The organism is Bacillus sp. CR71 (assembly GCF_003429245.1).
In the GTDB taxonomy this organism is placed as follows: domain Bacteria; phylum Bacillota; class Bacilli; order Bacillales; family Bacillaceae_G; genus Bacillus_A; species Bacillus_A thuringiensis_S.
In genome coordinates, this window is the sequence record NZ_CP031748.1 from 5,205,152 (window position 1) to 5,230,329 (window position 25,178).

Genomic DNA, 25,178 nt, shown 5'->3' on the forward strand with positions numbered 1-25,178 from the left:
ATAATTTCATTTTGAATAACTGCCAGTTAACTTCGCCTCGATAATATATCTATCTGGTGCATCCCCTATATAATCAAATGGATAACAAGTTGTCAGTGTTAATATCGGTTCTTCTTTTTTTATAATAACAGTACGATCATCCGCATGAGTAATCCATGTCTTTTGAATTTCATATGTGTACGTTTTATTATCATACTCTAAAACAAGGGTATCCTTTTCTTTCAACTCTCCTAAATCTGTAAATACAGTATCTCGATGTCCACTCAGTACAGTATGTCCCCCTCCAGATGGAGTTGTCGTTAAATCACTAACAAACATACCAACTCCTTTTTTCAGAGTCGTATCATCCGCTCCCCAATATATAGAAAACTTCTTCTTTATTTTCGGTATGTTTAACATCGCTACCTTTTCTCCTTCTTTATGTTCTGTTTGAGAAGAAGGCACTTGAGTGGTTACAGGTGTTTCATGAGAAAGTTGAGTATCTTGTATATTTTTAAGGCTCTTTATTTCTTCTGCTGTTAATTGCCCGGCAGAGCTCTTTCCTTTATACCATTCCACAGCGTAATAGGATCCCATGAATAGCCCTATAGCCATCAATATGATACCGATATAATTGAGTAACTTCATGTTTCATCCCTCCATGCCAAAAATGGTAGGAGTAACCTACCATTTTTAATATATGAAATTATCCCATTCTTTATAGGACAATATTTTATTTACGCTTTAAACTTACTGCGACGATTCAAACCAAATAATGTACCTAGTGCTACAAGGGCTGCACTTAATCCCATCATTACCACGTTATTTGATGCCGTGTTTGGCAATTTTTCACCTTGTACAACTGGCTTGGCTACTTCTTTTTTAGCTACTTCATTCTTTTGCCCAACTTCTATAGCTGCTTCTTTTTTGGCCATATCGTTTTTTAACTGTTCTTGCGCTATTCTCTTTTTCTCTTCTTCACTTTTTTTCTCAGCTTTTATTGCTTCCTCTTCTTTAGCCATATCATTTTTTTCTTGTACTTGTGCTGCTTCCTTTTTCTCTATTTCACTTTTTTGCTGTTCCTTAATTGCTTCTTCTTTTTTAGCTTTATCTTGCTGCATTTGCGCTGCTTCTTCCTTTGTCAATGTTCCTGTTGAAGCACTCGCTACTGAAGAATATCCTACTGTTAAAAGTGCCATTGCACAAATTGGTAATAGTCTCTTTTTCATCTTCATTCTCTCCTTATATTTTATTCACATCAACTCGCATCGGATGTATTACTAGAATAAGCAAGAGATATAAATATAAGATGCAGATGAAATATAATTCATTTAAAGATTTCATTGTAGAAAAAGAAAAAAACATCGCAATATATACGATGTTTTTTTCGGGTGTGTGTCTCAATATTTACATGTTACTTTCGCGCGATTTGGAAGTAGAACGGGCCGGAGCGATAACTAATTGTCTCGGCTCAGTTTTCTTGAAGTGATTTTTGACGTTACACTTACGACGTTGAACAACCCACGCTTTAATAGGGTTTGTCAAAATAATCTTTTGCTCTTCGTTAGGGGCCTCTTCTTCAAACCTACAACTTTCGCTCCATTTATTCCATTTCATTGTAAATTTAGAAGAAGAATGATCATCTTCACGATCAAACAAGTGCAAAAAATCCATTTTTCCATCTAGCATTACGGTATTACTAGTCGCTAAAAAAGAAAAGGTCGTCCAACGTTTCTCCATGCCCTCCTACTCCTTTTTCACATATAGAGTGCCTAAAACTTAATTTACCTAAAATATGCTTGCCTTTTACCTTACACCCATAGTTTATCCAAAATGCTATTATGCAACTATCGATTTGCCTTACAACTACCTTACATTTTTGTAAGAAACAAAAAACCTTCACTCTATATAATGAAGGTTTCTTACTTTTTATCTATATGATTTCTCATATCATCAAGTCCAGCTTCTTTTAGCTGCGACATCATACCGTGCGAAATTGCTCCTAACACTAAAGTCATTCCAATTAATGAAATACGAATCGCAGGTACATCAATTACGTAAGCCAACAGGCCAAGAACAATTGTTAAAAGTAATGCTTTTATAAATGTTACACTTGTGTACTGTTTCTTCTTCATCATATTCACCCTTTTTGGAAGCGTTTTCTTAATGTACTTAGTATATCATATCATCAGATGATTTTGTCTTTATCTTTGTAAAAAATTACTATCTCCTTTGACTTTTTCTATTCTATCCTTTACAGTCGAAATGTTCGCAAGTTTTACACTGTAGGAGGATTACAATGAATATTGAAATAAAAGACACTTTAATTTCTGAAGAACAATTACAAGCAAAAGTGAAAGAATTAGCACTTCAAATCGAACGTGACTTTGAAGGAGAAGAAATCGTAGTTATCGCAGTATTAAAAGGTTCATTCGTATTTGCTGCTGATTTAATTCGTCACATCAAAAATGATGTAACAATTGACTTTATTTCTGCATCTAGCTACGGAAATCAAACAGAAACAACAGGAAAAGTGAAACTACTAAAAGATATTGACGTAAACATTACTGGAAAAAACGTAATTGTTGTAGAAGATATTATCGATTCTGGTTTAACACTTCATTTCCTAAAAGACCACTTCTTTATGCATAAACCAAAGGCACTCAAGTTCTGTACATTACTTGATAAGCCAGAACGCCGTAAAGTAGACTTAACAGCTGAATATGTTGGCTTCCAAATTCCAGATGAATTCATCGTTGGATACGGTATCGACTGTGCGGAAAAATATCGTAACTTACCATTTATTGCTTCAGTTGTAACGGAATAATATAATAAAATAAGCTTCCATCAATTACTGATGGAAGTTTATTTTCTATCACGATTCGTAAAAGACAAAGGGAGAGAATAAAAATGACAAAGACAAAATTTGAAAAAGTACTCCTCATCATAAATCCGAAAGCTGGTCAAGGTGACTTACATACAAATTTAACAAAAATCGTACCACCTCTTGCCGCAGCTTTTCCTGATCTACATATCCTTCATACGAAAAAACAAGGTGATGCAACAAAATATTGCCAAGAGTTTGCTAGTAAAGTAGATTTAATTATCGTCTTTGGTGGTGATGGAACAGTATTTGAATGCACAAATGGCTTAGCACCTCTCGAAACTAGACCTACACTTGCAATTATTCCAGGTGGAACTTGCAATGACTTCTCTCGCACACTTGGTGTTCCGCAAAACATTGCAGAAGCGGCAAAACTTATTACAAAAGAACATATAAAACCAGTTGACGTTGCAAAAGCAAATGGACAACATTTCTTAAACTTCTGGGGGATTGGTCTCGTATCTGAAGTATCAAACAATATCGATGCAGAAGAAAAAGCAAAGCTTGGTAAAATCGGTTACTATTTAAGTACAATTCGAACTGTAAAAAATGCTGAAACATTCCCGGTAAAAATTACTTATGACGGACAAGTATATGAAGACGAAGCTGTCCTTGTCATGGTTGGAAATGGTGAATATCTTGGCGGTATTCCATCCTTTATTCCGAACGTAAAATGTGATGACGGAACACTTGATATTTTCGTAGTCAAATCAACAGGTATTCAAGCATTTAAAGATTACATCGGAAAGAAATTATTTGAAGACTCAAATGAAAATGACATCTTCCACGTAAAAGCGAAATCCATTCATATCGAAACAGAGGAAGAAAAAGAAGTAGATACAGATGGAGAAAGTTCGCTTCATACACCTTGTCACATTGAATTATTACCAGGACACTTTACGATGATTTATAATCCTGCGGTTGTGTAAAGAAAAAAACGAGTGCTAGCACTCGTTTTTTCTCTTCTAATCTAGTTATGTCGTTGAATAATTTCCTCTATTTCTTTAACTCTGTCTAAAGTAATTCCATTTCTTTGTTCGATCGCTAAAGGATGGTCGGTTGGCTCTAATTCAACATACGGTGCCATTCCAACTTCTCTTATATGTACATTTGTTTTTAAATTTAATGTTTCTGGATAAACTGGTATTTCTACAGATAACCACCCAAAATAAGGATCACTATTTTCTCGGCCTCTCTCATCCCACTTTTCTAATACTTCATCATAACTTTCTTTACTAAGCGATACCCACACAGTCCATATGAAATTTTCGTGGTAATCAATGATAGGAATCTCTAAACAACCTCTAATAAAGTAATGTTCATCGTCCATTACGCAAAGTTCTGATGTTAAATGGAAGCGTCCCTCTCTTTCATGGGGCGCTACCTCGTAATAATAATATGGTGCTTCACTTCCGTAGCATAAAGGAAGTGTAAAATGACTCATTTGTACTTTTTCTCCAGATTTTCTTCTTCTTTTCATTTATTATTCTTTCTCCTATCTTTTTCAGTCACAACCAAACTCCACCCAATTTTCCCAGTTCGTATTAGCATCCTTATTTACAATTTCACTAGAGTATACCATAAACATACTTACCTTTCATTTTCTAATAATATTACTAAAAAATAGTAGAATGACTAGTTTGCATACTCTAGTTCTTTTTATGTACAATGAAGGAAAGAAGCACCTTCATATAAGGGAGAGGACAAACTTTGTTCAACCAACAGTTAGTTAATTTACGCATTGATTTTGCATTTAAACAATTGTTTGGTACGAATGGTAGTGAAGATATTCTAATTGCATTTTTAAACGCTATGTTACAAGATTCTTTAGAGTCGCCCATTGCTTCTCTACAACTAGAAGATCCACATTTACACAGGGAATATGAAGAGGATAAGTTATCTATTTTAGACATTTCAGCGACATTAAACACAGGAACAAAAGTCAATGTAGAAATACAACTCAATAATAATCACGATATGGTTAAACGCAGTTTATATTATTGGGGAAGACTATACACATCTCAACTACAAAAAGCGATGCCCTACAGTGCACTTCACAAAACCATCACCATAAACTTACTAAACTTCGTAATGTTTTCGGAACACCCAGCCTTCCATACAACGAGCATATTATGGAATACACAACAAAAAAAACTCCTAAGTGACGACATAGAAATCCACACTATAGAAATTCCAAAGTTAACTGAACAATGGTATGAAGAAAAAGTAAATCCGTGGAAAGATCCATTTGTTCGTTGGCTTTTATTGCTTTCAGCAAATGAGGATGAGCACTTAACTAAACTATTGGAGGATATTGCTATGAACCAAGACCCTATTTTACAAAAAGCGATAAATAAATGGGAACGTATGAGTCAAGATTCTTCTTTCCGACAAGCCTATGACGCAAGGGAGAAAGTTTTAATGGATGAAGCAGCAAAATTCGCCCACGCAGAGACAGAAGGAATAAAAAGAGGGATGGAACAAGGGATAAAAAAAGGGCTTGAAAAAGGCATTGAAAAAGGCATTGAAAAAGGCATTCAACAGGGCATTCAACAGGGCATTGAAAAAGGTCGAAAAGAAGGAGTCCAACAGGGAAAAATTCAAATGATTAAAAATATGTATGATCTTGGTATACCACTTGAAACGATTGCTAAGGCAAGTAAATTAAGTTTGCATGAGATTGAGCATATTTTAGGACATAAATAGTCATAAAAAAGAGCTTGAATAGTTTCAAGCTCTTTTTTTATCAACTCTCCTCAATACCATCCAATTGAGTCTTATAACATTCATCACACTCTGGCCTCGTAGGAAGAATCCCTCTTTCATCAGGTAATAAAACCCTCAAAACTTCTTGATCCATCTCTACGAAATACTTCATAATAATGGGATATCCTTCAATAATATTCATATACTCAATCCCTTGTTCAAACTTTTTTCCGCTCTTTATTTCTTCTATTTTCAGCATAAAAAATCCGAAACCATACAAAATGATTTCGGATTTCCTATAGTTAAAATATTAAATTACATTTCGAACAAAAAGGAGCAGAATTTCCTCTTCAAATTTTCGCATTACGTTTTGGACAATATACATCTCTCTCTTCTATCTTTTCTCGTTCTATCATATGTAAGGATACTATTCTCATACTGCACATAACCCCAATTAATATAAGGCTAACAACGAGCAGCATATCTCTCACTTCCTTTCTATATTTTACCATAAAATAACAAAACCGATTCCCACATTGAGAATCGGTTTTATCTTTATAATCCTAACTTCGCCTTCGCACCATCAGGAATTTTATCTACTTCTATTTCTACTTTATCATGTAAAAACTTCCCTCTTGTAATGACATGCCAGTACGAGCCTTTTTGTAATTTATCTACGCCATCAATTGTTACTTCTTTCTCTTCTCCCTTCTCATCATAAGCTTTAACTGTATATTCAAAACCTTTATTTCCACCTAACTTCTTCGCTCCAACCAAATTTTGAGCTGGGATCCCTACTACCCGTTTATGCTGGATAAATTTATTAAACTTCATAGTGTTTTCAAAACAAAAAGTCTTCCATACAACGAGCATATTCTGGAAGACACAACAGCAGCGACGCCTAATTGATGATATAGAAATTCCAAAGTCAACAAAACAATAGCATGAAGAAGAGCTAGAAAAATATCGAGAAGGTTGACGGGGCATACACCGTGTCAAATTGAATTATTATCAAAGCTTTCAACAGTGATTTATAATCCTTATTTTGCTATACTTTAACAATTACTAAACTTCGCATTTTTTCAAAAAATAAAGTATAATGAACTAATATAAAAAGGTTGTTAACAAAATCGTTAACAACCTTTTTTGTTTTTTCCGAAAAACTTTTCAATTTAAGGGAGCGATCACATGTATTGGAGAAAAAATGATAAACCTGTAGAAGAACCAGAAGCAATTGCTGTATGGGAATGCCAAGAAGAAAACTGCCGTGGGTGGATGCGTAAAAACTTTTCGTTAGAAGAAGAGCCGCAATGTCCTTTATGTAAAGGAGATATGGAAAGCAGCGAACGCTTATTACAAAAGTTATAATAAATTTTCCTCTTCACCTTTTATAAACTCAAACATAGAGGATCCTCTTTCTCCTTATTTGCAATGTGAATCGAAAGAAAATAAACTATACAAAAAGCTTTGCGTATCCTCGCAAAGCTTTTTCAATATCTCAAACTCATTCCAACCATAGTTCCTATCCAAATGATTACTGTTCACCTATATGCTCAATAACCAAATTAATATAAAAGGAAATCCAATAAAATTTACAAGTTTCACTTTTAATTCATCCATTTTTTATAGGCTAATACAAATTTTATACTTTAATCTTACGACGAATAAATCCAAATACAGATCCTAATACCACAAAACATGCACTTGGTATCATCATTGTTTCGCTACTTCTTTTTTCTCTATATCATTCTTTTGTTGTGATTGAATCGTTGCTTTCTTTTTCCCTAATATTTCTTTTTATTGATCCTGAATCACGGCTTCTGCTCGTTCTAATGATTTTTTTTACTCCTGCATTGCTGCTTTCTTCTTCTCTAACGCCTCTTTTTGCCAAGCATGAAATTCTGCTTCCTTTTTTTCTAATGCTTGTGCTGATACCTCTCCCTTTGACGTTGTTCCAGTAGATGCGCTAGCTAACGATGAATATCCTATTGATAAAAGTGCCATCGCACAAATTGGTAAAATTTTCTTTCTCATTTCATTTTCTCCCTGTATACTTTTTTAAATACCAGCTTGGGGGTATTTATAGACTAAACAAGCTATATAAATATAAGATGCAGATACGATATATTTCACTTAAAAATTCAATTAGTGTAATTAATTACACTAATCTCTATGTATAGATGTATTTCCTTAAAAATAGTAGAGGGATTCCTTGATTTCTCCTTAATAATATTCAAAAGTCCCAAACTATAATAAGTTTGAGACCCTTGAATTCTATATTCTATTTTTTCTTTGGGAGGACAATCCCCTTATATAATTGAATAGTGATCAAATAGTAAACAACGTAAATAATTAAAAATATACAAATCGGAAGTCCAATATTCACATATGGATTCACAAAAAATTTAACAAATGTAAATACATTCATTCCTACCAAAACGTGTATAAGACCCAATATAGCTGGAAATAGAAATACAATGCCTAATTCTTTATACATAGATTTTATAAGTAATTCTTTACGTACCCCAATTTTCCGAAGCATCTCATAACGCCCTATATCTTTCGTAGCTCCAGAAAGGATCTTAAACATTAAACAACTTGCCATCATAGCTAAAAAAGCAAGGCCTAAAAAGAATCCCATAAAGGAAGTTCCTTTTGAAAAGGCAAGCATAGATTCATAATCACTATAGTTTGTCGGTAAATATACATCTTCCTTAGGCTTATTAATAGTAGCGGCTATTTTTTCGATTTGACGATCATCCATCTCTTTTAACTCTGTTTTATACCTTAAAATATTATCTACTTTAGCAATAAAAAATGTATGCTCATTCCCTTGAATTGCTTCATAACGTTTTTCATCGACGATATAGACAGGTTTACGATCATATACAGAAATATTCGATCTAAAATCACTATCCATACTCTTATCCCAATTCAGTGGTAACGTAGAACTAGATGGATCAACTTCCTCCCCCTTAAACATCCTATAGCTCGAAGATGGAAGTTGTTCAGTAATATGTGTTGTCTCTTTCTTTCCAAACAACAGTGGAGGATTCGCCAATAATTCTTCTTTTAAATAGTAAACAGCCTCATTATTAACTTTATATTTATATTGTTTTTTATCTACAATTTTCATTTTTTCCATAGCTTTATAATCCTCTGCTTCTGGATCATGAATTGTAATATCATAACCTGACATTCTTTCTGCTGTAAGGATTACGTTTTTCTGTAAAGACATGCCACCAGCCATTGCCCCCACACCCAGTCCAATTAGCATCGTTACCGTGCCTAATATTTTCGCCAAACTACTTACACGAAACTGCAATTGTGCAAATGTAAATGCATTTAATTTCTTCTCATTTAAATAGCGCGTTTTCTTTAACCTGTTAACAATCATAGGTAAGAACGAAATAAATATAAGATATGTCCCGATTGTAATCGTGAATAGTGGAAGCATAATGGCTCCAGCGCCCTTTATTCCTACGAAGAGTACGAAATAATACCCTACACCTAGTCCTAGCAAACTACATAAAAGTAACAATATTGTGGCTGGTCCTTTCATTCGTATGCGCTCCGTTTGCTCCTCTGTACGAATTAAATCTAGTTCTGTTTTAAGTGCTATACGAATCACATTCACAACGGATGTAAGTAGAAATAACACACTAAAGAATATAAATGTTATTTTGAATGCAGGACCATAAAATGCTTGATAACCTTCCGCTGAAATTTCCAATTGTTTCGTTAGAAATTTGCTAACGAAATTAGAAAGAATGGCTCCGAATACACTACCTAGCACTAGTGAAATCATTCCCATAATGAACGTCTCAAAAAATAAAAGTTGACTAATTTTACTCTTTTTCGCCCCTAATACAAGGTACATACCAAGCTCTTTCTGCCGGAGTGAAAGTAGAAAAGAGTTTGCATAAAAAATATAAAAGAATGTAATAAACGCTACCAAAACAGAGCCTATTTGAAATACAAATACAATTGAACCAATAATACTGTTATTCATTGTAAACTCTTTATTTAACGCAAGCGTTTGAAACATATAAAAAATAGAAATTGAGATTACAAGACCTATTAGTAAAACGATGTAATCCTTTATCATTTTTTTCATACTGGAAATAGAAAGTTTTAATAACACACTTTACACCCACGATTCTCTACAGCGTGGTATACTACATTCACCTTTTTACTATCCCCTCTTTGTACAACGTTCTCTTCAAATATTAAAGTTTTCATATTGCCTCCTGTCATGTGGCTAGTGCTACGATCATGCTATTTTCATAGCCACTAACTATCATTTTATCTTTTCCCGACAAACAGCAATATTGATTCCTCTTACATTATCCTTACATTTTTGTAATGTACAATACCTTAAAATCATTATATTAAAATTATTATTTTCATAATCCGATTCATATACCTTTACTTTGTTCTCACGAAGATGACATCAATATTCTCACACTTAAATAATATATTTATAAATATAAATTCGAAGGATATTTTATAGGTTTTCTAGTCTATTTAAAAAGTTATATAAATCATTAACATTAGAAATGGACAAAAAAAGCCCCTCTGTAATACTTAATAACTTTGCACTTATCATCAGTTTACCTCTTCATTATAATTGTCCGAGATAAAGATAAGATAACAACGATATAAAGATATACCCACATGTTATTAAATTTAGTACCGTTTTACCTTTCCTTATCCCTCTCACTCTTTACTTTACATTAATTCTCTTCGTTTCTAATCCACCTCTGATGGACTCTATATAAAACTATTATTTAGGTTGTATTAAAATAACATATTCTAAATCATATAAATTCGCCTTTGGTTTTGCATAAATAGTATAAGTAAGACCATATTGATCTTGTTCTTGTTCTAGTACCTCTGCTACTTCAAGACCTGGTGGTATTTTCTGACTCAATTCAGAGGTAATAATGCTATCACCTATTTTTATTTCTTTCACTTTATCTGATGGGATATTATCAATTCGAAGGGCCTGTTTTTTCTTATCATACCCTGTAACAAATCCTAAAATGGATGAATTATTTTGAAGGGTGATTGCTAAACGATTCGTTCGTTCATCACTCGTAATTAATTTCACAACAGATGTATATTGATCTACACTATCTACCTTTCCAATAAAACCGTTCACTGTAATAGCAGCCATACCAACCTTTACACCATGTTGTGCCCCTCTCTCAAGAGAGATTTTTCCATACCAATCTTCTGCTTCACGCCTTACTACTGTAGCTTGAATTAGATTGTATTTTCCTTGTTCCTTTAATTCTTTCGTTTTATTGATAAGTTTAGTAAGATTTTCTTTCTCCTCACTTAACATTTGCACTTTACCCTTTAATGATTCTTGATGTTCAATTTTCCCTTTCAATGCTTGATTCTCTTTATATACTTTATAAATGTCTTCTATATTATGAACAATATTTTGGACATGCTTATTATTTGTACATACATACACCGCCAATAAAGCCAAAAGAATAATTGAAAGAAATAATAATATTTTCTTCTTAGAAACCTGCATAATTATCCTGCTACTCCTTATCAATTTTTATCCACACACTATAGGATACTAGTGATTGTATACAGAATAAATGCAGTTTAGATAAAGTTCAGATAAACTTTATTTTCTTTATAAAAAATTTAGAAATTATCATATACTGCCATTGCATTCAAATTTTGATCGTTCAACTTATCATTTCTATAACTAAATATGTTTTATTGTTACTTTTTCTTTCACTTTAGCTGGTATTTCATCACCTTGCACTTCTTCCCATTCCATACCATAACTTCCTTTAGATCTAATCTTTAAATATGCTCCTATTCTTAAATGTTTTGAAGCAGTCATCGCAATCTTTTGCTCTTGACCAGATTCATTATATCCTTTGAATTTATATTCCCATCTAGCAAAACCTTTGTTTTCGGCTCCATATTTACCATCATTATCAACAACAGCATAATAAATACCTTCTTTAATAAATGGATTGAGTTGATCTACAATAGATCCACCCTTCACTATAAGTAATGTAACTCCAACTATAATCAATGCGATAAACGCGCTTATTTTTTTCATGAAACTTTCTATTCTCCTCTTCTCAGATACTTCCACTTAAAAGACTTCCTCTAAATCAATTGTGGCACTATTACTTATTAAAATGTAACCAAATTTCCTAATGCTCTTCTAATTAAATTGGCAATAATATAATAAATTGAATAACCCCATTTTCATGTTTTGCTCGAATTTCTCCTTTGTGCAATTCAACAATGCTTTTTGCAATTGCAAGCCCCAAACCTGAACCTTCTACAGCTCTACTTCTCGATTGATCTTTTTTATAAAAACGCTCAAACAAATTCTCTAATTCTTTTTTTGTAAATTCTTCACTATGATTAGCTATAGAAATTTTGATATGCTGCTCTTCTCTTTGAAGTAAAACCCGAATTTCTGCTTTATCTATACTGTATTTAATTGCATTTATTAAAAGATTTTCAAACACACGCACCATTTTTTCTGAGTCCACCACAGCATATATACGATCTTCCTGAAATTCTTTTACAAAAAAAAGATTATGCTCCTCCGCTTGTGGTACTAGCTCTTCTATTAATTGATCAAGTAGTTCATTTATACACACTTCTTGCGAATCTAACGCCATATTTTCATCTGTTAGTTTTGTATACTCAAACAAATCTTCTATTAACATCTTCAACTGCTCTGATTTTGAAAAGGCAATTTTTATATACTCATCATGCTGTTCTTTATTTTCATATTTCGCATCACCTAGTAAACGTAAATACCCCATAATAGAAGTAAGTGGTGTTCTTAAATCATGTGATACATTTGTAATCAATTCACTTTTTTGCTTCTCTATTTGTTTTTCCTTTTCTATATTAGCCAAGAGCTTTTCTGCCATTTGATTAATATTAGAAGTTAATAAACCTATTTCGTCTTGACCTGCCTGTTTGATTTTATATTGTAAATTACCTTTCGAAAATTCCCTTACTCCTTCTGCCATCGCTTCAATCTGATTCATTTTCCTTTTCGTTATATAAAAGAAAGCTAGTATAAAAGTGATAAAACCTAGTAAAGATGGAAATGGACTGCTATCATTCACTATATACTTCACATTTCCTTGTGGTATACCACTTGCAATAATATACATATTTTTCGTATTAACAGTAACCGGATAAAAAGTTGTAAACTCCTTACGCTTTTGTTCAGTTCCATCTTGAATTAAATTTTGCGCCTCTACATATCGTACTTGATCCATTTTAAAATCCATCACATTACGCATCGTCTCATGAAGATTGATTTGTTCTTCCGGCGCTCCCTTTGTTTTATAAACGACTTTCCCATCCTCGTCTATTATTAAAATCTTTAGTTGATTTTGTTCATTCAATTGATCAAGCAGTTCTTGTATATTAATTTCCTTACCTTCCTCGGTCATACTTTCAACAAGCCTTTGTGTCTGTCCATCAATGGCTTCCATACCTGATGCATAATCAATGATAGAAATTTTATTCGCATCCTCAAAAAAAGAAGATGAAGACCATCCTACTAATAAACCGAGTAACGTACAAAAAGTAAATGTAGCCATTAGCTGTATCCGTATGCTCTTTTCCAAATAACTCACTATTTTACCTGTCATTTTTTTTAAAACTTGATTCATCCATATTATCGGTTCAAATATCTTTCTCAATCTTGTAGCCAACTCCCCATACTGTTTTAATGTACCGAGGCTTCCTTGGAATCGCCTCTATCTTTTCACGTATTTTCCGAATATGTACCATCACAGTATTATCAGATTGGAAAGCTTGCTCTTTCCATACTCTTTCATAAATTTGTGCTGCATTTAATACCATTCCTTGATTTCGTACAAGCAATTCTAATACCTCAAACTCTCTCGGTGTCAATTTCACCTCTTCATTTGCAATAATGACCTGCCGTGTTACTATATTAACTTTCATATCTCCAATCTCTATTTCATTTTCATCTTGTACACTTGTCCCACTCATTTTCATATATCTCCGAAGTTGTGATTTAATACGAGCAATGAGTTCCAGTGGATTAAATGGTTTAGCTACGTAATCATCTGCCCCAGTTGTTAATCCTAAAATCTTATCCATATCTTGCGTTTTTGCCGACAGCATAATAATAGGCATTTCCGCTATTTCTCTCACTTTCATACACATATGAATACCATCTATTTTCGGCATCATAATATCAAGGACGATTAGATGCACGTCTCTTTTCTTTACTATTTCTAAACCTTCATCACCATCTCCAGCTTGTAATACTTCATAACCTTCATTCTTTAAATAGATAGTGATAAGTTTTCTAATTTCCTTCTCATCGTCCACGATAAGTATCGTTCCTTTACTCACAAAATCTCCTCCAGCATCATTTACCAAACTATGAATGTTGCTTTATTTCACTCACTACGGCATTCTTCTTATGCATATACATATAAGAAATACTACAAACTACAATAACAATGCCACCAAAATATATACCGTACTCGGTCGCAAGTGTTACTATTACTTCTATATGCTTTCCAAATATAGAACCTAGTAAGAAATAAACTAACGTCCATACAAATCCTGTTACATATGAATAAATCGCATACGTTTTAAAAGACATGTTATTCATTCCTACTAAATACGGTACGATATGCCTCACAACAGGTATAAAATAACTTATAACTAATGTATAATGACCATATTTTGCTATCATCTCTTGCGATTTTAAAAGATACTTCGTCTTTTTCTTTTTCATCAATTTATTAAGTATTTTTATGCCAAAAATTTTCCCGAGTATATACCCTAAAGAAAGGCCGGATACAACGCCTAAATACGTTAGTAAAAAGGCGGGAATCAAATCCAATATACCCATCGATGATACTAATCCACCGCTCATTACAATCATTTCATCTGGAATCGGCATACCGATAATACCTAACCATAAACAGAAAAATAAAGCCCAATAACCATACTGCTCAATGTATGACATTAATTCATTTAGCTCCATTATGCATATGCTCTCCTTAGCTCTTTTTTACAGCTAAAGACGTAAGCTGGCGGGAAATTGAACCACACTTTTTCTAGTGTAATTTCAGGGAAGAAATGCTGTATAAATCCTTTTTTCACAAGTGAATATTGAAATGTAATAAATTCTCCATTCTCATGTATCGTTTCCATTACGCTGTTTAAAATGCGCTTTGAAACCTCTTCTGGTAAAGAAGTGAAAGGCAATCCTGATAAGATATAATCAATACATTCTATATTCAATTGTTCCCTATACTTCTTTATATTTTCCGCTGAGCCATGTATAACAATCACATTCTGCTCATCTTTAAATTTTCTCTTTAACTCTTTGAAAAATACTTCATTAATTTCAATAAGAAGAAATAATGTCTCCTTCTTCTTTCTCTTCATAATTTCTTTCGTAAAAGCTCCTGTACCCGGCCCTAGCTCTACAATGCATTTCGCTCTATTAAAATCAATTACATCTACCATCTTCTTTGCTAATATTTTTGAACTTGGCGCAATTGCACCAGTATGTTTCGGATGTTTAATAAATTCATGTAAGAATGTTATGAGTTGCATGTAACCTTCTCCCCATTCGTTCAATAGTTTTTAACTTGTTTCTAAGTATAACTATCGTTTCTTAATAAAAATTGAGGAAGTTTCTTAAGATTTTATGAAGAATAAAAAAACAGCTATCCCTATTACGATAGCTGTCCCTTTATTACTTCGCACTCACGATTTTATAATAAGAACGAACTGTGATGAAGTAATATCCAATATAAATAACACTATATACTCCAATACTAATTAAAAGCGGAATCATAATTTCAAATGGCAGTATGTTCCCTAAACCTTTTAATGCAAACAAGCTGTGCAGAATTCCGATTACTAGTGGAATTGCAAAGATAAAGCTCACTTGTTTTGCAATAGCTTTTTTCATTTCTTGTTTCGTTACCCCGACTTTATGAAGGACAATGTAACGATCACGGTCAGCACTTGCTTCTGTAAGCTGCTTAAAGTAAATGATTGAGCCTGTCGCTAATAGGAAGACTAAACCTAAGAATAGTCCGATGAACATCATTAGTCCAGTTGCTTCCAGTCCCATATGGAAACCAGTATAGAAGTCTCTAAATGGTGGTGCCATTTCTGATACACCAGTTGGCATCACTTTTGCTAATTTTTCCGTTAACACTTTACTGTTTCTTTCATCTTTTACATCAATATTTTTTACAATACGTGTTCCAAATGCTTGTTTCGCTTGTTCATACATTTCATCTGAAACGACAACAACTAGTTCACCTAAGTTTGTAATTGCATTATTATTTGCACCTTGGATCTTCAACGTCTTCGTTTCATTTTCAATTTGGAATACCGCTTTATTTCCTTTATATTCGGGGCTAAACTCATACCCTTCCATATAAGAACTATCATATATAAATGCTTCGCCAGTAGCTACATTCACTGTTTCCGCATCAATTTTTTTAGCAAGCTTGTTAAATTCAGATTGAGACATAAATTGATATTTCTCTGAAATCGTGTAATTCATATTAAGAATGAAATCAACTTTATCTCCTTCAAACTTCCCTTTTACAGGAACTGTCTCAATTTCAACTTGATCTTTGATCGGATGATCTTTCTTCTCTTCTGCAAAAATCGCATTTACTTTCTTATCAAGCTCTGCATCTTTTTTCTCGTAAGAATAACTGTATGGCATAGCTGCTTTTGATTGTGTAAATGTGTTGTAATACATCGTAACTGACGTACCAACCGCTGTTAATGTTACCGCACTTAAAATAGAAATCGTCGCAAGTGACTTTGCATTTCCTTTAATACGATATAGTAACTGTGACGTCGTTACCATATTCATACCGTTATAAAACGATGATTTATTATTTCTTGCACGTTTCAATACGAATACTGTAAAGAACATAAATAGTAAATACGTACCTAATACTGTCGCAAGTAATATATAAAGTGCGACTGCCATAAAGTTTGCATACATAACTGCTTTCATAAACATTAACGCTAAGAAATAACCTGAGCCGATTAAGAAAACTGAAATTAACGCCATAATGACAGATCCTTTTGGCATTGCTTCTCCTTCACGTTCTGCGCGGAAAAGTTCAATTAACTTAAAGCGATAAATTAAACGATATCCTTGGAGTGATGTATATAAAATAATCACAAAGAAAATAATTGCTGTATCAATAATTGCTGCCATTGGTACTTCAAAATGAACGTTTAAATTTAATCCCATCATATTTACTAATAACTCAAGGAATAATTTCGAAAGGACACTACCGATCGCAATCCCAATTACTAATGACATTAATCCCATTAACATATTTTCATAAAAGAGCATTTTACCAATTTGTCTTTTTCGAATACCTAATAACGAATATAAGCCAACTTCTTTTTTACGTTTACGTGTAAAGAATCCGTTCGAATATATAATAAACACTGCTACGAAAATGATAAGCATCACACTGGAAACTTGAAATGCACCACTAATCTTTTTAGAAGCTTCTGCTGCTTTTTCCATTTGTGAATTATATTGCAGTGCTTTAAATGTAAAATAAATAACAATACTAAAAATCATAGATGCGAAATATACAAAGTAGTCTTTAAAGTTCCGCTGTATGTTGCGGAGGGCAATGCTAGATAAGGTCATCAGCCATACCTCCAGAAATAGAAGACATTACGTCCACGACTTTTTGGAAGAACTGTTTACGCGTTGATTCACCGCGGTGCAATTCTTTATATAGTTCACCATCTTTAATGAAAATAACTCGTTTACAATAACTTGCTGCAAATGCATCATGCGTTACCATTAAAATTGTTGAGTTATCATATTCATTTAATGACTTCATACTTTCAAGTAAATCTGTTGCAGATTTAGAATCAAGCGCTCCAGTTGGCTCGTCTCCGAAAATCATACTTGGATTCGTAACAATTGCACGTGATGCTGCGCAGCGCTGCTTCTGTCCACCCGACACTTGATATGGGAACTGACTTAAAATATGATCAATACCGAATTTCTTTGAGATTTCAAGAACGCGGCGATCAATCTCACTCGCTTTCACCTTTGATAACGCAAGTGGTAAAGCGATATTCTCTTTCACTGTTAACGTATCTAATAAATTATAATCTTGGAAAATGAAACCTAAATGATCGCGGCGGAATAACGCTAACTTATCATCATTCATCTTCACAATATCTTTTCCATCAATTAAAATTTCACCGTTCGTCGCATTATCAATTGTAGAAAGAACATTTAGTAAAGTCGTCTTACCAGAACCAGAAGGTCCCATAATTCCAACGAATTCACCTTCTTTTACTTGTAAGTTAATACCTTTTAACGCTGCAAATTTATTACCACCCGTGTCATACACTTTTTCGATATTTTTTGCTTCTAACACTGTTTTCATCTCGACATCCCTCATTTCTTCTATTCTCTATTTTCAACTATATACACTCTCTACTCTTGCCACTATCGATGTTTCTTACACAAACATGACAGTTATGTAAGGCACATAAGTAAAGACATCAAAAAGTTAACATAATGAATTAAAGTACTTTGCTACTATAACATTGGGATATCATACCATCCATTCATTCTCCTTACAGGAACATTACAATTTTGTAAGGTAAAAAATGCACCTACAAAGTTGTGCACGAAATGTCGGATGGGGTTATTTCGTTCCTGTTATTCTATGTACAGAGGAGGTCATAATATGGATTCACTTAAAAATATGAATAATGCAATGCACTATATTGAAGGTAACCTTACGAATGAAATTGATTTTAAAGAAGTTGCGAGGCTAGCTCTCTGTTCTGAGTATCACTTTAAAAGAATGTTTTCGTTTTTAGCAGGCATATCACTATCTGATTATATTCGCTGTAGACGTCTTACTCTCGCTGCCTTTGAACTAAAAAACAGCAATGTAAAAGTCATTGATGTCGCTATAAAATATGGCTACAACTCACCAGATTCATTCGCTCGTGCATTTCAAAACTTGCACGGTATAACACCTTCAGAGGCCCGAAATAGTAGCCATTCTTTGAAGGCTTATTCACCAATGACCTTCCAGTTATCCATTCAAGGAGGAAATGAAATGAATTATCGAATTGAAGAAAAAGAGCCATTTCGAATTATAGGTATTACAAAACGAGTATCAATCGTTTTCAATGGTGTAAATGAAGAAATCGCTTCTATGTGGAAAAGTTTAAACCCAGACTCCATTCAAACATTAAAGTCACTTTCAAACATTGAACCTACTGGAATTATTAGTGCCTCTACTAATTTTTCTGAAGGGAGAATGGAGGAAAAAGGAGAACTTGATCACTATATTGGAGTAGCCACAACGAAAGATTGTCCAGAGCAATTCGCGCAACTTGAAGTCGCAGCTTCAACATGGGCTATATTTGAAGCTGTCGGTCCATTTCCTGATGCATTACAAAATGTGTGGGGACGTATTTATTCTGAATGGTTCCCTTCTTCGAACTATGAACTAGCGGAAGGACCAGAGATATTGTGGAATGAAAGTAAAGACGTATCCTCTCCGAATTTCAGAAGTGAAATATGGGTACCTGTTTTAAAAAAGTAATATAAGAATCTAACCTTTCCAAAATAAAGAAGCTACTCTTCCTTTTTAAAGGAAAAGCAGCTCCTTTATTTTATACTTCTTCTCGACTCGTTCTTATACAAGAAAATAGTAATAATCGTAAGCACTATAATAACTGCAAAAGTAAATACTCTGTAGTTCGAGATAGTAGCAGTACCAATTAACAAGGCAGGTATAACCGCCACAATTAAGCCGCCAAACATACCAACAAACGATCCTATACTTTGTTTTACTACTTGAGTTTCTGATATCCAATCATAATAACCAAATCGATTATTAATGAAAATCCCCCATACTGCTGAAAATAATGAATATATTATCGGTGTTATGACGATGAAAAAGAGAACTCCAAACATCTAGCTTTAACCCGATTATTAGTAATACAGCACTAATAAGTGATGCAGGTATACTCAATGAAAGATTCATAAGAATTTTACTATCATAAATCACCTTTGGCGCTATAGGCAATGATTTAATAATCCATACATTTTTTCCTTCTAAAGACAATGACACACATGTTGTACATGTCATCGAAATCGCTGCTGCAATAGCGAATGGGGCAATTTTTTGCAACAGGGGCTCAATTCCAGGATACGCTATTAATTGGCTTGGTCCTACTACAACTATAGCTAGCGAGAAAGCTAGCGCCATCACGACTCCCATTCCACTATTTATAACATACACTGTAGAAGAGAAGAAACGTGTCAGCTCTTTTTTATACAATGCGACCAATACACTCTCTTTTTTCATGCTATTAATCTCATAATTTGAAAGCATATGATAAGTGGTGATCCCTGTGTTTATTTGCTTATATTTTAACGAAAGTATTTTTATAAAAAGATAATACCAAATCACTGATATCCCCACAAATAAGATGAAAGCTACCATATCAGCATTAACAATTGCTTTTTGAAACATGTTAGCTAATGGATACACTTTAGTTAATTGCTCCGAAACAATTGCACCAATTCCGTTCATATCATTAAGGTTATATTGAGCATTTCCGTTTTTTAGCATAAAGGAACCGAATGTAATAATTACTATAAAACTTAAAATCGTATTTATTTTATTCGTATTTTTAAATTTAGAAGCGATTGCCGTAATCGAAGCTCCAAAGATTGCTGCGATTGTTGTTGGGATTAAAGATGCGATAAACATACTGATGAACCACATAAAGTAAAAAGAAACTGATGGATTTTCATGTATACAATACACAACTCCCATTGGTAGCATGATTATGATTGAAAAGATTGTATTCAGCAGGTATAAATACAAAAATCTACTTGCAATAACAGTACTTACGCGAATCGGCAATGACATTAAAAAGTCGTAATCCTTAAAAGCAAAAATTTCTCCATTTGCCTTAAATATAGTGAAAAACAACGTTAATATACTGCTAATAACTAGTGCATAGACGGGAATAATTTCACTCATTCCTAGTTTTACCAACCCATATGCCGAAGCTCCGCAATATAACATTAACATGACACCAACTAGAGCAATAGATGCTGTCAGCAAAATCTTATTCTGCTTCTTTTTCTTATCTTTTTCGTATTTAAAGGTGTTTAAACCGAGCTGCGTTATCAACCGAATTTTCAAAAGACCTAAACTATTAGTATTCATTAGCAAGCTCCTTCATAAAGAGCTCTTCCAATGAGCCTTCCTTAATTAAAGAATTTACTTCTCCTGAAAGTGCTAATTTCCCTCTATTAATCATCGCTACTTTATTACATAACTTCTCAGCTACATCTAAAACGTGCGTAGAAAAGAAAATCGCACTTCCTTTTTCACAAAGCTCTTTCATAATACCTTTCAATACTACGGCTGCCTTTGGATCAAGACCAACGAAAGGTTCATCTAAAACTAATAATTTTGGTTTATGTAAAACCGCCGATATAATCGCTACTTTTTGTTTCATACCGTGTGAATAAGAAGATATTAAGTCCCCTAAGTACGGTGTAATCTCAAAAGCATCCCCATACTTCTGTATCTGTTCTTCCCGATCCCTCGCAGGCACTTTAAACACATCCGCAACAAAGTTCAAATATTGAATTCCTGTTAATTGCTCATATAAATCTGGATTATCAGGAATATACGCCATTACTCTCTTACATGCAATCGGATCCTTTTTTACTGAATGTCCATCAATAAAAATTTCACCCTCTTCAAAATCTATAACTCCTACTAACGACTTAATTGTTGTACTTTTCCCCGCACCGTTATGTCCAATAAATCCAAAGATATCCCCTGCTTTAACAGCAATATTCAAATGATCAACTGCTTTCTTACCGTCTTTATATGTCTTGCTAAAATTTATAATTTCTAACATGTAAATCCCCCCCAAATCACCTTTTCGATTGAATTTTCAGACCTTAAAACGAAAAATTTACTCAGTGAGCTTTTCATTATTCCCACTGAGTATTAAAATCCCTTAACACATAGAAACTATAAATATAAAATTTGACTAATATAACTCACATTTGTATTTCTTTTTTATACAAAACGTAAGAATATAAATTCGTTATAATGACAGCAACTACTATAATCCCAAGCATTATATAAGTTCTCCAATCAGCCGGAGCGAAAACACTTATAATCATAATAACTCCTAACGCCACAAATACTTTTCCGCTAAACCGATGTGTTTTCCGCCATACTTCTTCATTACTTAACGTCCATGGATTACGCATCCCGACAAAAAAGTTTGGCTTACACTGTGGTAAATAATTACCCATTACTAAAAATAAAACACCAACTAATAATTCAGGCACCCGATTAATGAATAAGTTATATCCTAATCCACTTGTAATAATATCTATATTTCCTACAAATAGTAGCAATAGTACCCCATTATTCATCATCATAAAGGCTTTAGAAAATTTCTCGTAATTTGCTTTCCTTGGATCAATCTTTGGTATCACATTTAGAAATATATATAATGCAATCATAATTCCGACCATAGAAACCATTCCATAAAATTTAGACGAATAGCCATCTACCTTACCGCCGCTCCAATGTGTCGCAATTGTATCCGGCAAATGCGGCCAAGCAAACGCCCAAGCTAAACAAGTTATAACGATTAATAAGATTGCAAAAAGATGTTTTTTCATTTCCCCTCTTCCCCCTTATTCGTAAATGTAAACACCCAAGTCAACAAATCTTGAAAGACCGTTGTGTTTAAAGAGTACACAACGAATTGCCCTTTCTTTTCATCTTGAATAAGTTCAGCATTTTTAAGTGCGTTTAAGTGGTGTGAAATACTTGGTTTTGTCATATTGAAATGTTCAGCGATCTCACCAGCGGTTAGATCGCCTTCTTTTAATAAATCTAAAATTTTTCGCCTTGTTGGATCTGCTAATGCTTTGAATGCTTGATTCAATGTCTTTCTTCCCCTCATTAATTAGACATTTAGATATTTATCTAAATGTTAAAATGATTTTAGTTAATTGTCAATCATCTATACGCCCCTTTTTATTTTGTACCCTACGCCAATTACTCTATATTGAATAAAATCTAAAGATTACGCAGGTTAAAAAGGAAAGCAGCTCTTCTGTTTCTTTTCTTAATAATACTTTTTCTGGAACTTCTACAACTGTCTCATCACTTAGTTGTTGTTTTTCAAATAAGCGCAGCCTCTTCCATATGTGTTTTCTCCATTGACTAATCTGTTTGTAAACAATTCCATTCAACCAAAATAGAAACGGTCTAGATTGATCATATGTTGAAATAGATTTCCAAAGTTGAAAGTAGATTTCATTTACGATTTCATTTGTATCATGCCGATTTTTAACTATAGCAAAGACGGTTTCATAGACTCTCTGACTCGTTAAGTTAAATATAAATTCAAAAGCCTCCTCGTCACCTTTTAGTAAACGCTCTATCCAAATATGTATATCTTCATTACTTGCCAAGTAGTGCCCCCTCCTTAACGATGTTCTCACTATATATTGGACGGTAAGCAAAATAAAGTTCCAAATTTCATAAAAAATATAATACTTTTTATTCATTCATATATTTAAAAGGAAAATATATTGAATTATTCCTATAATACTTTTTACTTTTCTAACTTTTAACCTATACTGTTTACTAGCTTATCTTTCAACATAATGAAAAGACTTGAAACACATGATACACTATAGCTACAATTGTTTTTTTTGAGGAGGAATATACATATGTATAAAATTTTAATCGTTGAAGACGATCCAAATATTTCATCATTACTGCAATCTCACATTCAGAAGTACGGTTATGAGGCTGTTGTAGCGGAGAATTTCGATGATATTATGGAATCGTTTAACGCTGTGAAACCACATCTTGTTTTACTTGATGTAAACTTACCGAAATTCGATGGTTTCTACTGGTGCCGTCAAATTCGTCATGAATCTACTTGTCCAATTATTTTCATTTCAGCGCGTGCTGGTGAGATGGAACAAATTATGGCGATTGAAAGCGGTGCGGATGATTACATTACAAAGCCGTTCCACTACGACGTTGTAATGGCGAAAATCAAAGGACAATTACGCCGTATTTACGGTGATTATGCACCAAATATTTCTGAACGTATCGTTGAAGTAGAAGGGTTAAAACTATTTCCAGAACGTCCAGAAATTCATTTTGGATCTGAACAAGTTCTTTTAACGAAGAAAGAAGCTATTTTAGCAGAAATGTTATTATCAAAATTCCCTCGTACAGCGAGCCGTGAAGATTTATTAGCTGCGCTTTGGGATGATGAAAGTTTCGTTGAGGAAAATACATTGAACGTAAACATTACGCGTCTTCGTAAAAAGTTTAATGAGCTTGGTATTGAGAACTCTATTGAAACAGTACGTGGACTTGGATATCGCTTTAACGCAACTTGGAGTGAATAAGCATGAAGCTATTTTTACGTGATCATTTTGCATTTTTCCTACTGTACGTATTAAACTTCGGTATCATCTTCGTTCTTTATGATGCAGTAGATGGATTTCAAAACAATAAATTTTACTTCGTTGTTTTAAGTTTATACTTATTTATTTGTTTCCTCGCTTATCGTTACGTTCGCAATCGTAGAATGTACCATAGATTAAGTGAGCAACCAGAAAAAATGGAAGATGCGTTTATTGAAAGAGCGACTGCTCCGATGCCTCACGGTGTCAATGAACTCGTGCGTACGCAGTACCGCCTCTTCCAAAAAGAACTACAATCGTATGAAGTAAAACAACAAGAACATCAATTATTTATTAACCATTGGGTACATCAAATGAAGACACCTGTTTCTGTTATGCAGCTTATGGTGCTAGAAATGGAAGACGAGCATTTAATTCCAAAGTTTAAAAAAGAATTAGAGCGTCTAAACCAAGGGCTTGATATGGCTTTATACATGGCTAGGTTAAATAACTTCCATGAAGATTTCCATGTCGAGACGATTTCATTAAAAGATACGGTAACAAAAAATATTAACGGATTAAAAGAACTATTCATTCGTAATGGTGTCTTCCCTGTTTTAGAAGTCCATTCTGATTTAAAAGTTGCTTCTGATGCGAAATGGCTAAAATTTATCATCTATCAGTTAATGACAAATGCTGTTCGTTACTCTGGTGAACGCGGAAAGAAAGTTTTCTTATCTGCTTATCGAAACGGAAAAGATATTATTTTAGAAGTTCGTGATGAAGGTGTTGGTATTCCGCAAGAAGATATTCGAAGAGTATTTGAACCGTTTTACACTGGGAAAAACGGTCGCGCATTCGGAGAATCTACTGGTATGGGACTTTATATTGTAAGTAAAATTTGTGATTATTTAGGTCACTCTGTCAAACTAGATTCTGAAGTTGGTAAAGGAACGACGATTAAAATCATCTTCCACAACGCTGCAAATAATCAAGCAGAACATACGGAGAAGGTGACCGAAGCATGATCGTAACATATGCAAGCAAAATGTATGAGAACTCAATCTCATACAT

Annotated in this window: 27 protein-coding genes and 2 pseudogenes; 7 read left to right on the forward strand and 22 right to left on the reverse strand. The window is 33.6% G+C overall.

The window, feature by feature from the left end; translation table 11 throughout:
• Nucleotides 1-6 precede the first annotated feature (6 nt).
• The 4 genes from DOS87_RS26295 to DOS87_RS26310 all read right to left on the reverse strand — a co-directional run bounded on the left by DOS87_RS26295 (nt 7) and on the right by DOS87_RS26310 (nt 2,117).
• Nucleotides 7-627: a class D sortase gene (locus tag DOS87_RS26295; RefSeq protein WP_000771574.1), complete on the reverse strand. Its 621-nt coding sequence runs from the start codon at nt 625-627 to the stop codon at nt 7-9.
• Nucleotides 628-716: 89 nt separating this feature from the next.
• The gene (locus tag DOS87_RS26300; RefSeq protein WP_000746713.1) at nt 717-1,208 is read right to left on the reverse strand and encodes an LPXTG cell wall anchor domain-containing protein; all 492 of its coding nucleotides are present in this window, start codon (nt 1,206-1,208) and stop codon (nt 717-719) included.
• Between the two features lie 178 nt (nt 1,209-1,386).
• Nucleotides 1,387-1,719: a hypothetical protein gene (locus DOS87_RS26305; protein WP_000415613.1), complete on the reverse strand. Its 333-nt coding sequence runs from the start codon at nt 1,717-1,719 to the stop codon at nt 1,387-1,389.
• A 182-nt stretch (nt 1,720-1,901) separates the two neighbouring features.
• A complete protein-coding gene (locus DOS87_RS26310) occupies nt 1,902-2,117 on the reverse strand; it encodes a hypothetical protein (RefSeq protein ID WP_002081963.1) in 216 nt (71 codons plus the stop codon).
• Nucleotides 2,118-2,278: 161 nt separating this feature from the next.
• Here DOS87_RS26310 and hpt point away from each other — a divergent pair, with 161 nt between their 5' ends.
• On the forward strand, nt 2,279-2,806 hold the full coding sequence (hpt, locus tag DOS87_RS26315; RefSeq protein ID WP_001019295.1) for a hypoxanthine phosphoribosyltransferase: 528 nt from the start codon (nt 2,279-2,281) through the stop codon (nt 2,804-2,806).
• An 83-nt stretch (nt 2,807-2,889) separates the two neighbouring features.
• Nucleotides 2,890-3,792 (forward strand): diacylglycerol/lipid kinase family protein, encoded by a 903-nt coding sequence (locus tag DOS87_RS26320; protein ID WP_000167878.1) that lies wholly within the window; start codon nt 2,890-2,892, stop codon nt 3,790-3,792.
• A 41-nt stretch (nt 3,793-3,833) separates the two neighbouring features.
• Here DOS87_RS26320 and DOS87_RS26325 read toward each other — a convergent pair whose 3' ends face one another.
• Nucleotides 3,834-4,343 (reverse strand): DUF2199 domain-containing protein, encoded by a 510-nt coding sequence (locus DOS87_RS26325; RefSeq protein WP_000830226.1) that lies wholly within the window; start codon nt 4,341-4,343, stop codon nt 3,834-3,836.
• Nucleotides 4,344-4,573: 230 nt separating this feature from the next.
• Between DOS87_RS26325 and DOS87_RS26330 the strand changes: the two genes are divergently transcribed.
• On the forward strand, nt 4,574-5,569 hold the full coding sequence (locus DOS87_RS26330) for an Rpn family recombination-promoting nuclease/putative transposase (RefSeq protein WP_098578162.1): 996 nt from the start codon (nt 4,574-4,576) through the stop codon (nt 5,567-5,569).
• A gap of 40 nt (nt 5,570-5,609) precedes the next feature.
• On the opposite strand, the gene DOS87_RS26335 is transcribed toward DOS87_RS26330, so the two are convergent.
• Both DOS87_RS26335 and DOS87_RS26340 read right to left on the reverse strand, forming a co-directional pair.
• On the reverse strand, nt 5,610-5,828 hold the full coding sequence (locus DOS87_RS26335) for a hypothetical protein (RefSeq protein ID WP_098424804.1): 219 nt from the start codon (nt 5,826-5,828) through the stop codon (nt 5,610-5,612).
• 296 nt (nt 5,829-6,124) lie between these two features.
• Nucleotides 6,125-6,334: pseudogene (locus tag DOS87_RS26340) on the reverse strand (DUF1093 domain-containing protein); the annotation flags it as partial.
• 423 nt (nt 6,335-6,757) lie between these two features.
• Here DOS87_RS26340 and DOS87_RS26345 point away from each other — a divergent pair.
• Nucleotides 6,758-6,937 carry a cold-inducible protein YdjO-related protein gene (locus tag DOS87_RS26345; RefSeq protein WP_000289928.1) on the forward strand — a complete coding sequence of 60 codons (180 nt, stop codon included), beginning with the start codon at nt 6,758-6,760 and terminating at the stop codon, nt 6,935-6,937.
• Nucleotides 6,938-7,411: 474 nt separating this feature from the next.
• Here DOS87_RS26345 and DOS87_RS26350 read toward each other — a convergent pair whose 3' ends face one another.
• The 10 genes from DOS87_RS26350 to DOS87_RS26395 form a co-directional block, all read right to left on the reverse strand.
• Nucleotides 7,412-7,603, reverse strand: a complete 192-nt coding sequence (locus DOS87_RS26350; RefSeq protein ID WP_002162460.1) for a hypothetical protein — start codon at nt 7,601-7,603, stop codon at nt 7,412-7,414.
• A gap of 247 nt (nt 7,604-7,850) precedes the next feature.
• The gene (locus DOS87_RS26355) at nt 7,851-9,713 is read right to left on the reverse strand and encodes an FtsX-like permease family protein (RefSeq protein WP_098578161.1); all 1,863 of its coding nucleotides are present in this window, start codon (nt 9,711-9,713) and stop codon (nt 7,851-7,853) included.
• 642 nt (nt 9,714-10,355) lie between these two features.
• Complete coding sequence (mreC, locus tag DOS87_RS26360) at nt 10,356-11,117, reverse strand: rod shape-determining protein MreC (RefSeq protein WP_001198147.1); 762 nt, start codon at nt 11,115-11,117, stop codon at nt 10,356-10,358.
• Nucleotides 11,118-11,300: 183 nt separating this feature from the next.
• Nucleotides 11,301-11,666 carry a YxeA family protein gene (locus DOS87_RS26365; RefSeq protein WP_000723891.1) on the reverse strand — a complete coding sequence of 122 codons (366 nt, stop codon included), beginning with the start codon at nt 11,664-11,666 and terminating at the stop codon, nt 11,301-11,303.
• 112 nt (nt 11,667-11,778) lie between these two features.
• Complete coding sequence (locus DOS87_RS26370) at nt 11,779-13,287, reverse strand: sensor histidine kinase (RefSeq protein ID WP_098578160.1); 1,509 nt, start codon at nt 13,285-13,287, stop codon at nt 11,779-11,781.
• Nucleotides 13,271-13,972, reverse strand: a complete 702-nt coding sequence (locus DOS87_RS26375) for a response regulator transcription factor (protein ID WP_098578159.1) — start codon at nt 13,970-13,972, stop codon at nt 13,271-13,273. The genes DOS87_RS26370 and DOS87_RS26375 overlap by 17 nt, the downstream gene beginning before the upstream one ends.
• Nucleotides 13,973-14,000: 28 nt before the next feature.
• Entirely contained in the window at nt 14,001-14,615 is a 615-nt protein-coding gene (locus DOS87_RS26380; protein WP_000422376.1) for a DedA family protein, read from the reverse strand.
• Nucleotides 14,615-15,193 carry a class I SAM-dependent methyltransferase gene (locus tag DOS87_RS26385; protein ID WP_001176071.1) on the reverse strand — a complete coding sequence of 193 codons (579 nt, stop codon included), beginning with the start codon at nt 15,191-15,193 and terminating at the stop codon, nt 14,615-14,617. The genes DOS87_RS26380 and DOS87_RS26385 overlap by 1 nt, the downstream gene beginning before the upstream one ends.
• Nucleotides 15,194-15,335: 142 nt before the next feature.
• Complete coding sequence (locus DOS87_RS26390; RefSeq protein ID WP_000176146.1) at nt 15,336-17,285, reverse strand: ABC transporter permease; 1,950 nt, start codon at nt 17,283-17,285, stop codon at nt 15,336-15,338.
• The gene (locus tag DOS87_RS26395) at nt 17,272-18,042 is read right to left on the reverse strand and encodes an ABC transporter ATP-binding protein (RefSeq protein WP_000859656.1); all 771 of its coding nucleotides are present in this window, start codon (nt 18,040-18,042) and stop codon (nt 17,272-17,274) included. Before DOS87_RS26395 ends, DOS87_RS26390 begins: the two co-directional genes overlap by 14 nt.
• A gap of 306 nt (nt 18,043-18,348) precedes the next feature.
• On the opposite strand from DOS87_RS26395, the gene DOS87_RS26400 reads away from it, so the two are divergent.
• Nucleotides 18,349-19,221: an AraC family transcriptional regulator gene (locus DOS87_RS26400; RefSeq protein ID WP_000377725.1), complete on the forward strand. Its 873-nt coding sequence runs from the start codon at nt 18,349-18,351 to the stop codon at nt 19,219-19,221.
• A 65-nt stretch (nt 19,222-19,286) separates the two neighbouring features.
• On the opposite strand, the pseudogene DOS87_RS26405 reads toward DOS87_RS26400, so the two are convergent.
• The 5 genes and pseudogenes from DOS87_RS26405 to DOS87_RS26425 all read right to left on the reverse strand — a co-directional run bounded on the left by DOS87_RS26405 (nt 19,287) and on the right by DOS87_RS26425 (nt 23,150).
• Nucleotides 19,287-20,862: pseudogene (locus DOS87_RS26405) on the reverse strand (permease).
• The gene (locus DOS87_RS26410; protein ID WP_000889752.1) at nt 20,852-21,568 is read right to left on the reverse strand and encodes an ABC transporter ATP-binding protein; all 717 of its coding nucleotides are present in this window, start codon (nt 21,566-21,568) and stop codon (nt 20,852-20,854) included. The pseudogene DOS87_RS26405 and the gene DOS87_RS26410 overlap by 11 nt, the downstream one beginning before the upstream one ends.
• Before the next feature lie 145 nt (nt 21,569-21,713).
• Complete coding sequence (locus tag DOS87_RS26415) at nt 21,714-22,349, reverse strand: SdpI family protein (protein ID WP_000716351.1); 636 nt, start codon at nt 22,347-22,349, stop codon at nt 21,714-21,716.
• Nucleotides 22,346-22,618, reverse strand: a complete 273-nt coding sequence (locus DOS87_RS26420) for an autorepressor SdpR family transcription factor (RefSeq protein WP_001070526.1) — start codon at nt 22,616-22,618, stop codon at nt 22,346-22,348. Before DOS87_RS26420 ends, DOS87_RS26415 begins: the two co-directional genes overlap by 4 nt.
• 118 nt (nt 22,619-22,736) lie before the next feature.
• Complete coding sequence (locus DOS87_RS26425; protein WP_000157858.1) at nt 22,737-23,150, reverse strand: sigma factor; 414 nt, start codon at nt 23,148-23,150, stop codon at nt 22,737-22,739.
• Nucleotides 23,151-23,411: 261 nt separating this feature from the next.
• On the opposite strand from DOS87_RS26425, the gene DOS87_RS26430 reads away from it, so the two are divergent.
• Nucleotides 23,412-24,107 (forward strand): response regulator transcription factor, encoded by a 696-nt coding sequence (locus DOS87_RS26430; RefSeq protein ID WP_000276738.1) that lies wholly within the window; start codon nt 23,412-23,414, stop codon nt 24,105-24,107.
• Between the two features lie 2 nt (nt 24,108-24,109).
• Entirely contained in the window at nt 24,110-25,132 is a 1,023-nt protein-coding gene (locus DOS87_RS26435; RefSeq protein ID WP_000765341.1) for a sensor histidine kinase, read from the forward strand.
• Nucleotides 25,133-25,178: the final 46 nt, after the last annotated feature.

What these genes read in the sequence shown, in the direction of transcription:
- DOS87_RS26295 (WP_000771574.1), bottom strand. Translation starts at nt 627, where the DNA reads ATGAAGTTACTCAATTATATCGGTATCATATTGATGGCTATAGGGCTA.
- DOS87_RS26300 (WP_000746713.1), bottom strand. Translation starts at nt 1,208, where the DNA reads ATGAAAAAGAGACTATTACCAATTTGTGCAATGGCACTTTTAACAGTA.
- DOS87_RS26305 (WP_000415613.1), bottom strand. Translation starts at nt 1,719, where the DNA reads ATGGAGAAACGTTGGACGACCTTTTCTTTTTTAGCGACTAGTAATACC.
- DOS87_RS26310 (WP_002081963.1), bottom strand. Translation starts at nt 2,117, where the DNA reads ATGATGAAGAAGAAACAGTACACAAGTGTAACATTTATAAAAGCATTA.
- hpt (WP_001019295.1), top strand. Translation starts at nt 2,279, where the DNA reads ATGAATATTGAAATAAAAGACACTTTAATTTCTGAAGAACAATTACAA.
- DOS87_RS26320 (WP_000167878.1), top strand. Translation starts at nt 2,890, where the DNA reads ATGACAAAGACAAAATTTGAAAAAGTACTCCTCATCATAAATCCGAAA.
- DOS87_RS26325 (WP_000830226.1), bottom strand. Translation starts at nt 4,343, where the DNA reads ATGAAAAGAAGAAGAAAATCTGGAGAAAAAGTACAAATGAGTCATTTT.
- DOS87_RS26335 (WP_098424804.1), bottom strand. Translation starts at nt 5,828, where the DNA reads ATGCTGAAAATAGAAGAAATAAAGAGCGGAAAAAAGTTTGAACAAGGG.
- DOS87_RS26345 (WP_000289928.1), top strand. Translation starts at nt 6,758, where the DNA reads ATGTATTGGAGAAAAAATGATAAACCTGTAGAAGAACCAGAAGCAATT.
- DOS87_RS26350 (WP_002162460.1), bottom strand. Translation starts at nt 7,603, where the DNA reads ATGAGAAAGAAAATTTTACCAATTTGTGCGATGGCACTTTTATCAATA.
- mreC (WP_001198147.1), bottom strand. Translation starts at nt 11,117, where the DNA reads ATGCAGGTTTCTAAGAAGAAAATATTATTATTTCTTTCAATTATTCTT.
- DOS87_RS26365 (WP_000723891.1), bottom strand. Translation starts at nt 11,666, where the DNA reads ATGAAAAAAATAAGCGCGTTTATCGCATTGATTATAGTTGGAGTTACA.
- DOS87_RS26380 (WP_000422376.1), bottom strand. Translation starts at nt 14,615, where the DNA reads ATGGAGCTAAATGAATTAATGTCATACATTGAGCAGTATGGTTATTGG.
- DOS87_RS26385 (WP_001176071.1), bottom strand. Translation starts at nt 15,193, where the DNA reads ATGCAACTCATAACATTCTTACATGAATTTATTAAACATCCGAAACAT.
- DOS87_RS26390 (WP_000176146.1), bottom strand. Translation starts at nt 17,285, where the DNA reads ATGACCTTATCTAGCATTGCCCTCCGCAACATACAGCGGAACTTTAAA.
- DOS87_RS26395 (WP_000859656.1), bottom strand. Translation starts at nt 18,042, where the DNA reads ATGAAAACAGTGTTAGAAGCAAAAAATATCGAAAAAGTGTATGACACG.
- DOS87_RS26400 (WP_000377725.1), top strand. Translation starts at nt 18,349, where the DNA reads ATGGATTCACTTAAAAATATGAATAATGCAATGCACTATATTGAAGGT.
- DOS87_RS26410 (WP_000889752.1), bottom strand. Translation starts at nt 21,568, where the DNA reads ATGTTAGAAATTATAAATTTTAGCAAGACATATAAAGACGGTAAGAAA.
- DOS87_RS26415 (WP_000716351.1), bottom strand. Translation starts at nt 22,349, where the DNA reads ATGAAAAAACATCTTTTTGCAATCTTATTAATCGTTATAACTTGTTTA.
- DOS87_RS26430 (WP_000276738.1), top strand. Translation starts at nt 23,412, where the DNA reads ATGTATAAAATTTTAATCGTTGAAGACGATCCAAATATTTCATCATTA.
- DOS87_RS26435 (WP_000765341.1), top strand. Translation starts at nt 24,110, where the DNA reads ATGAAGCTATTTTTACGTGATCATTTTGCATTTTTCCTACTGTACGTA.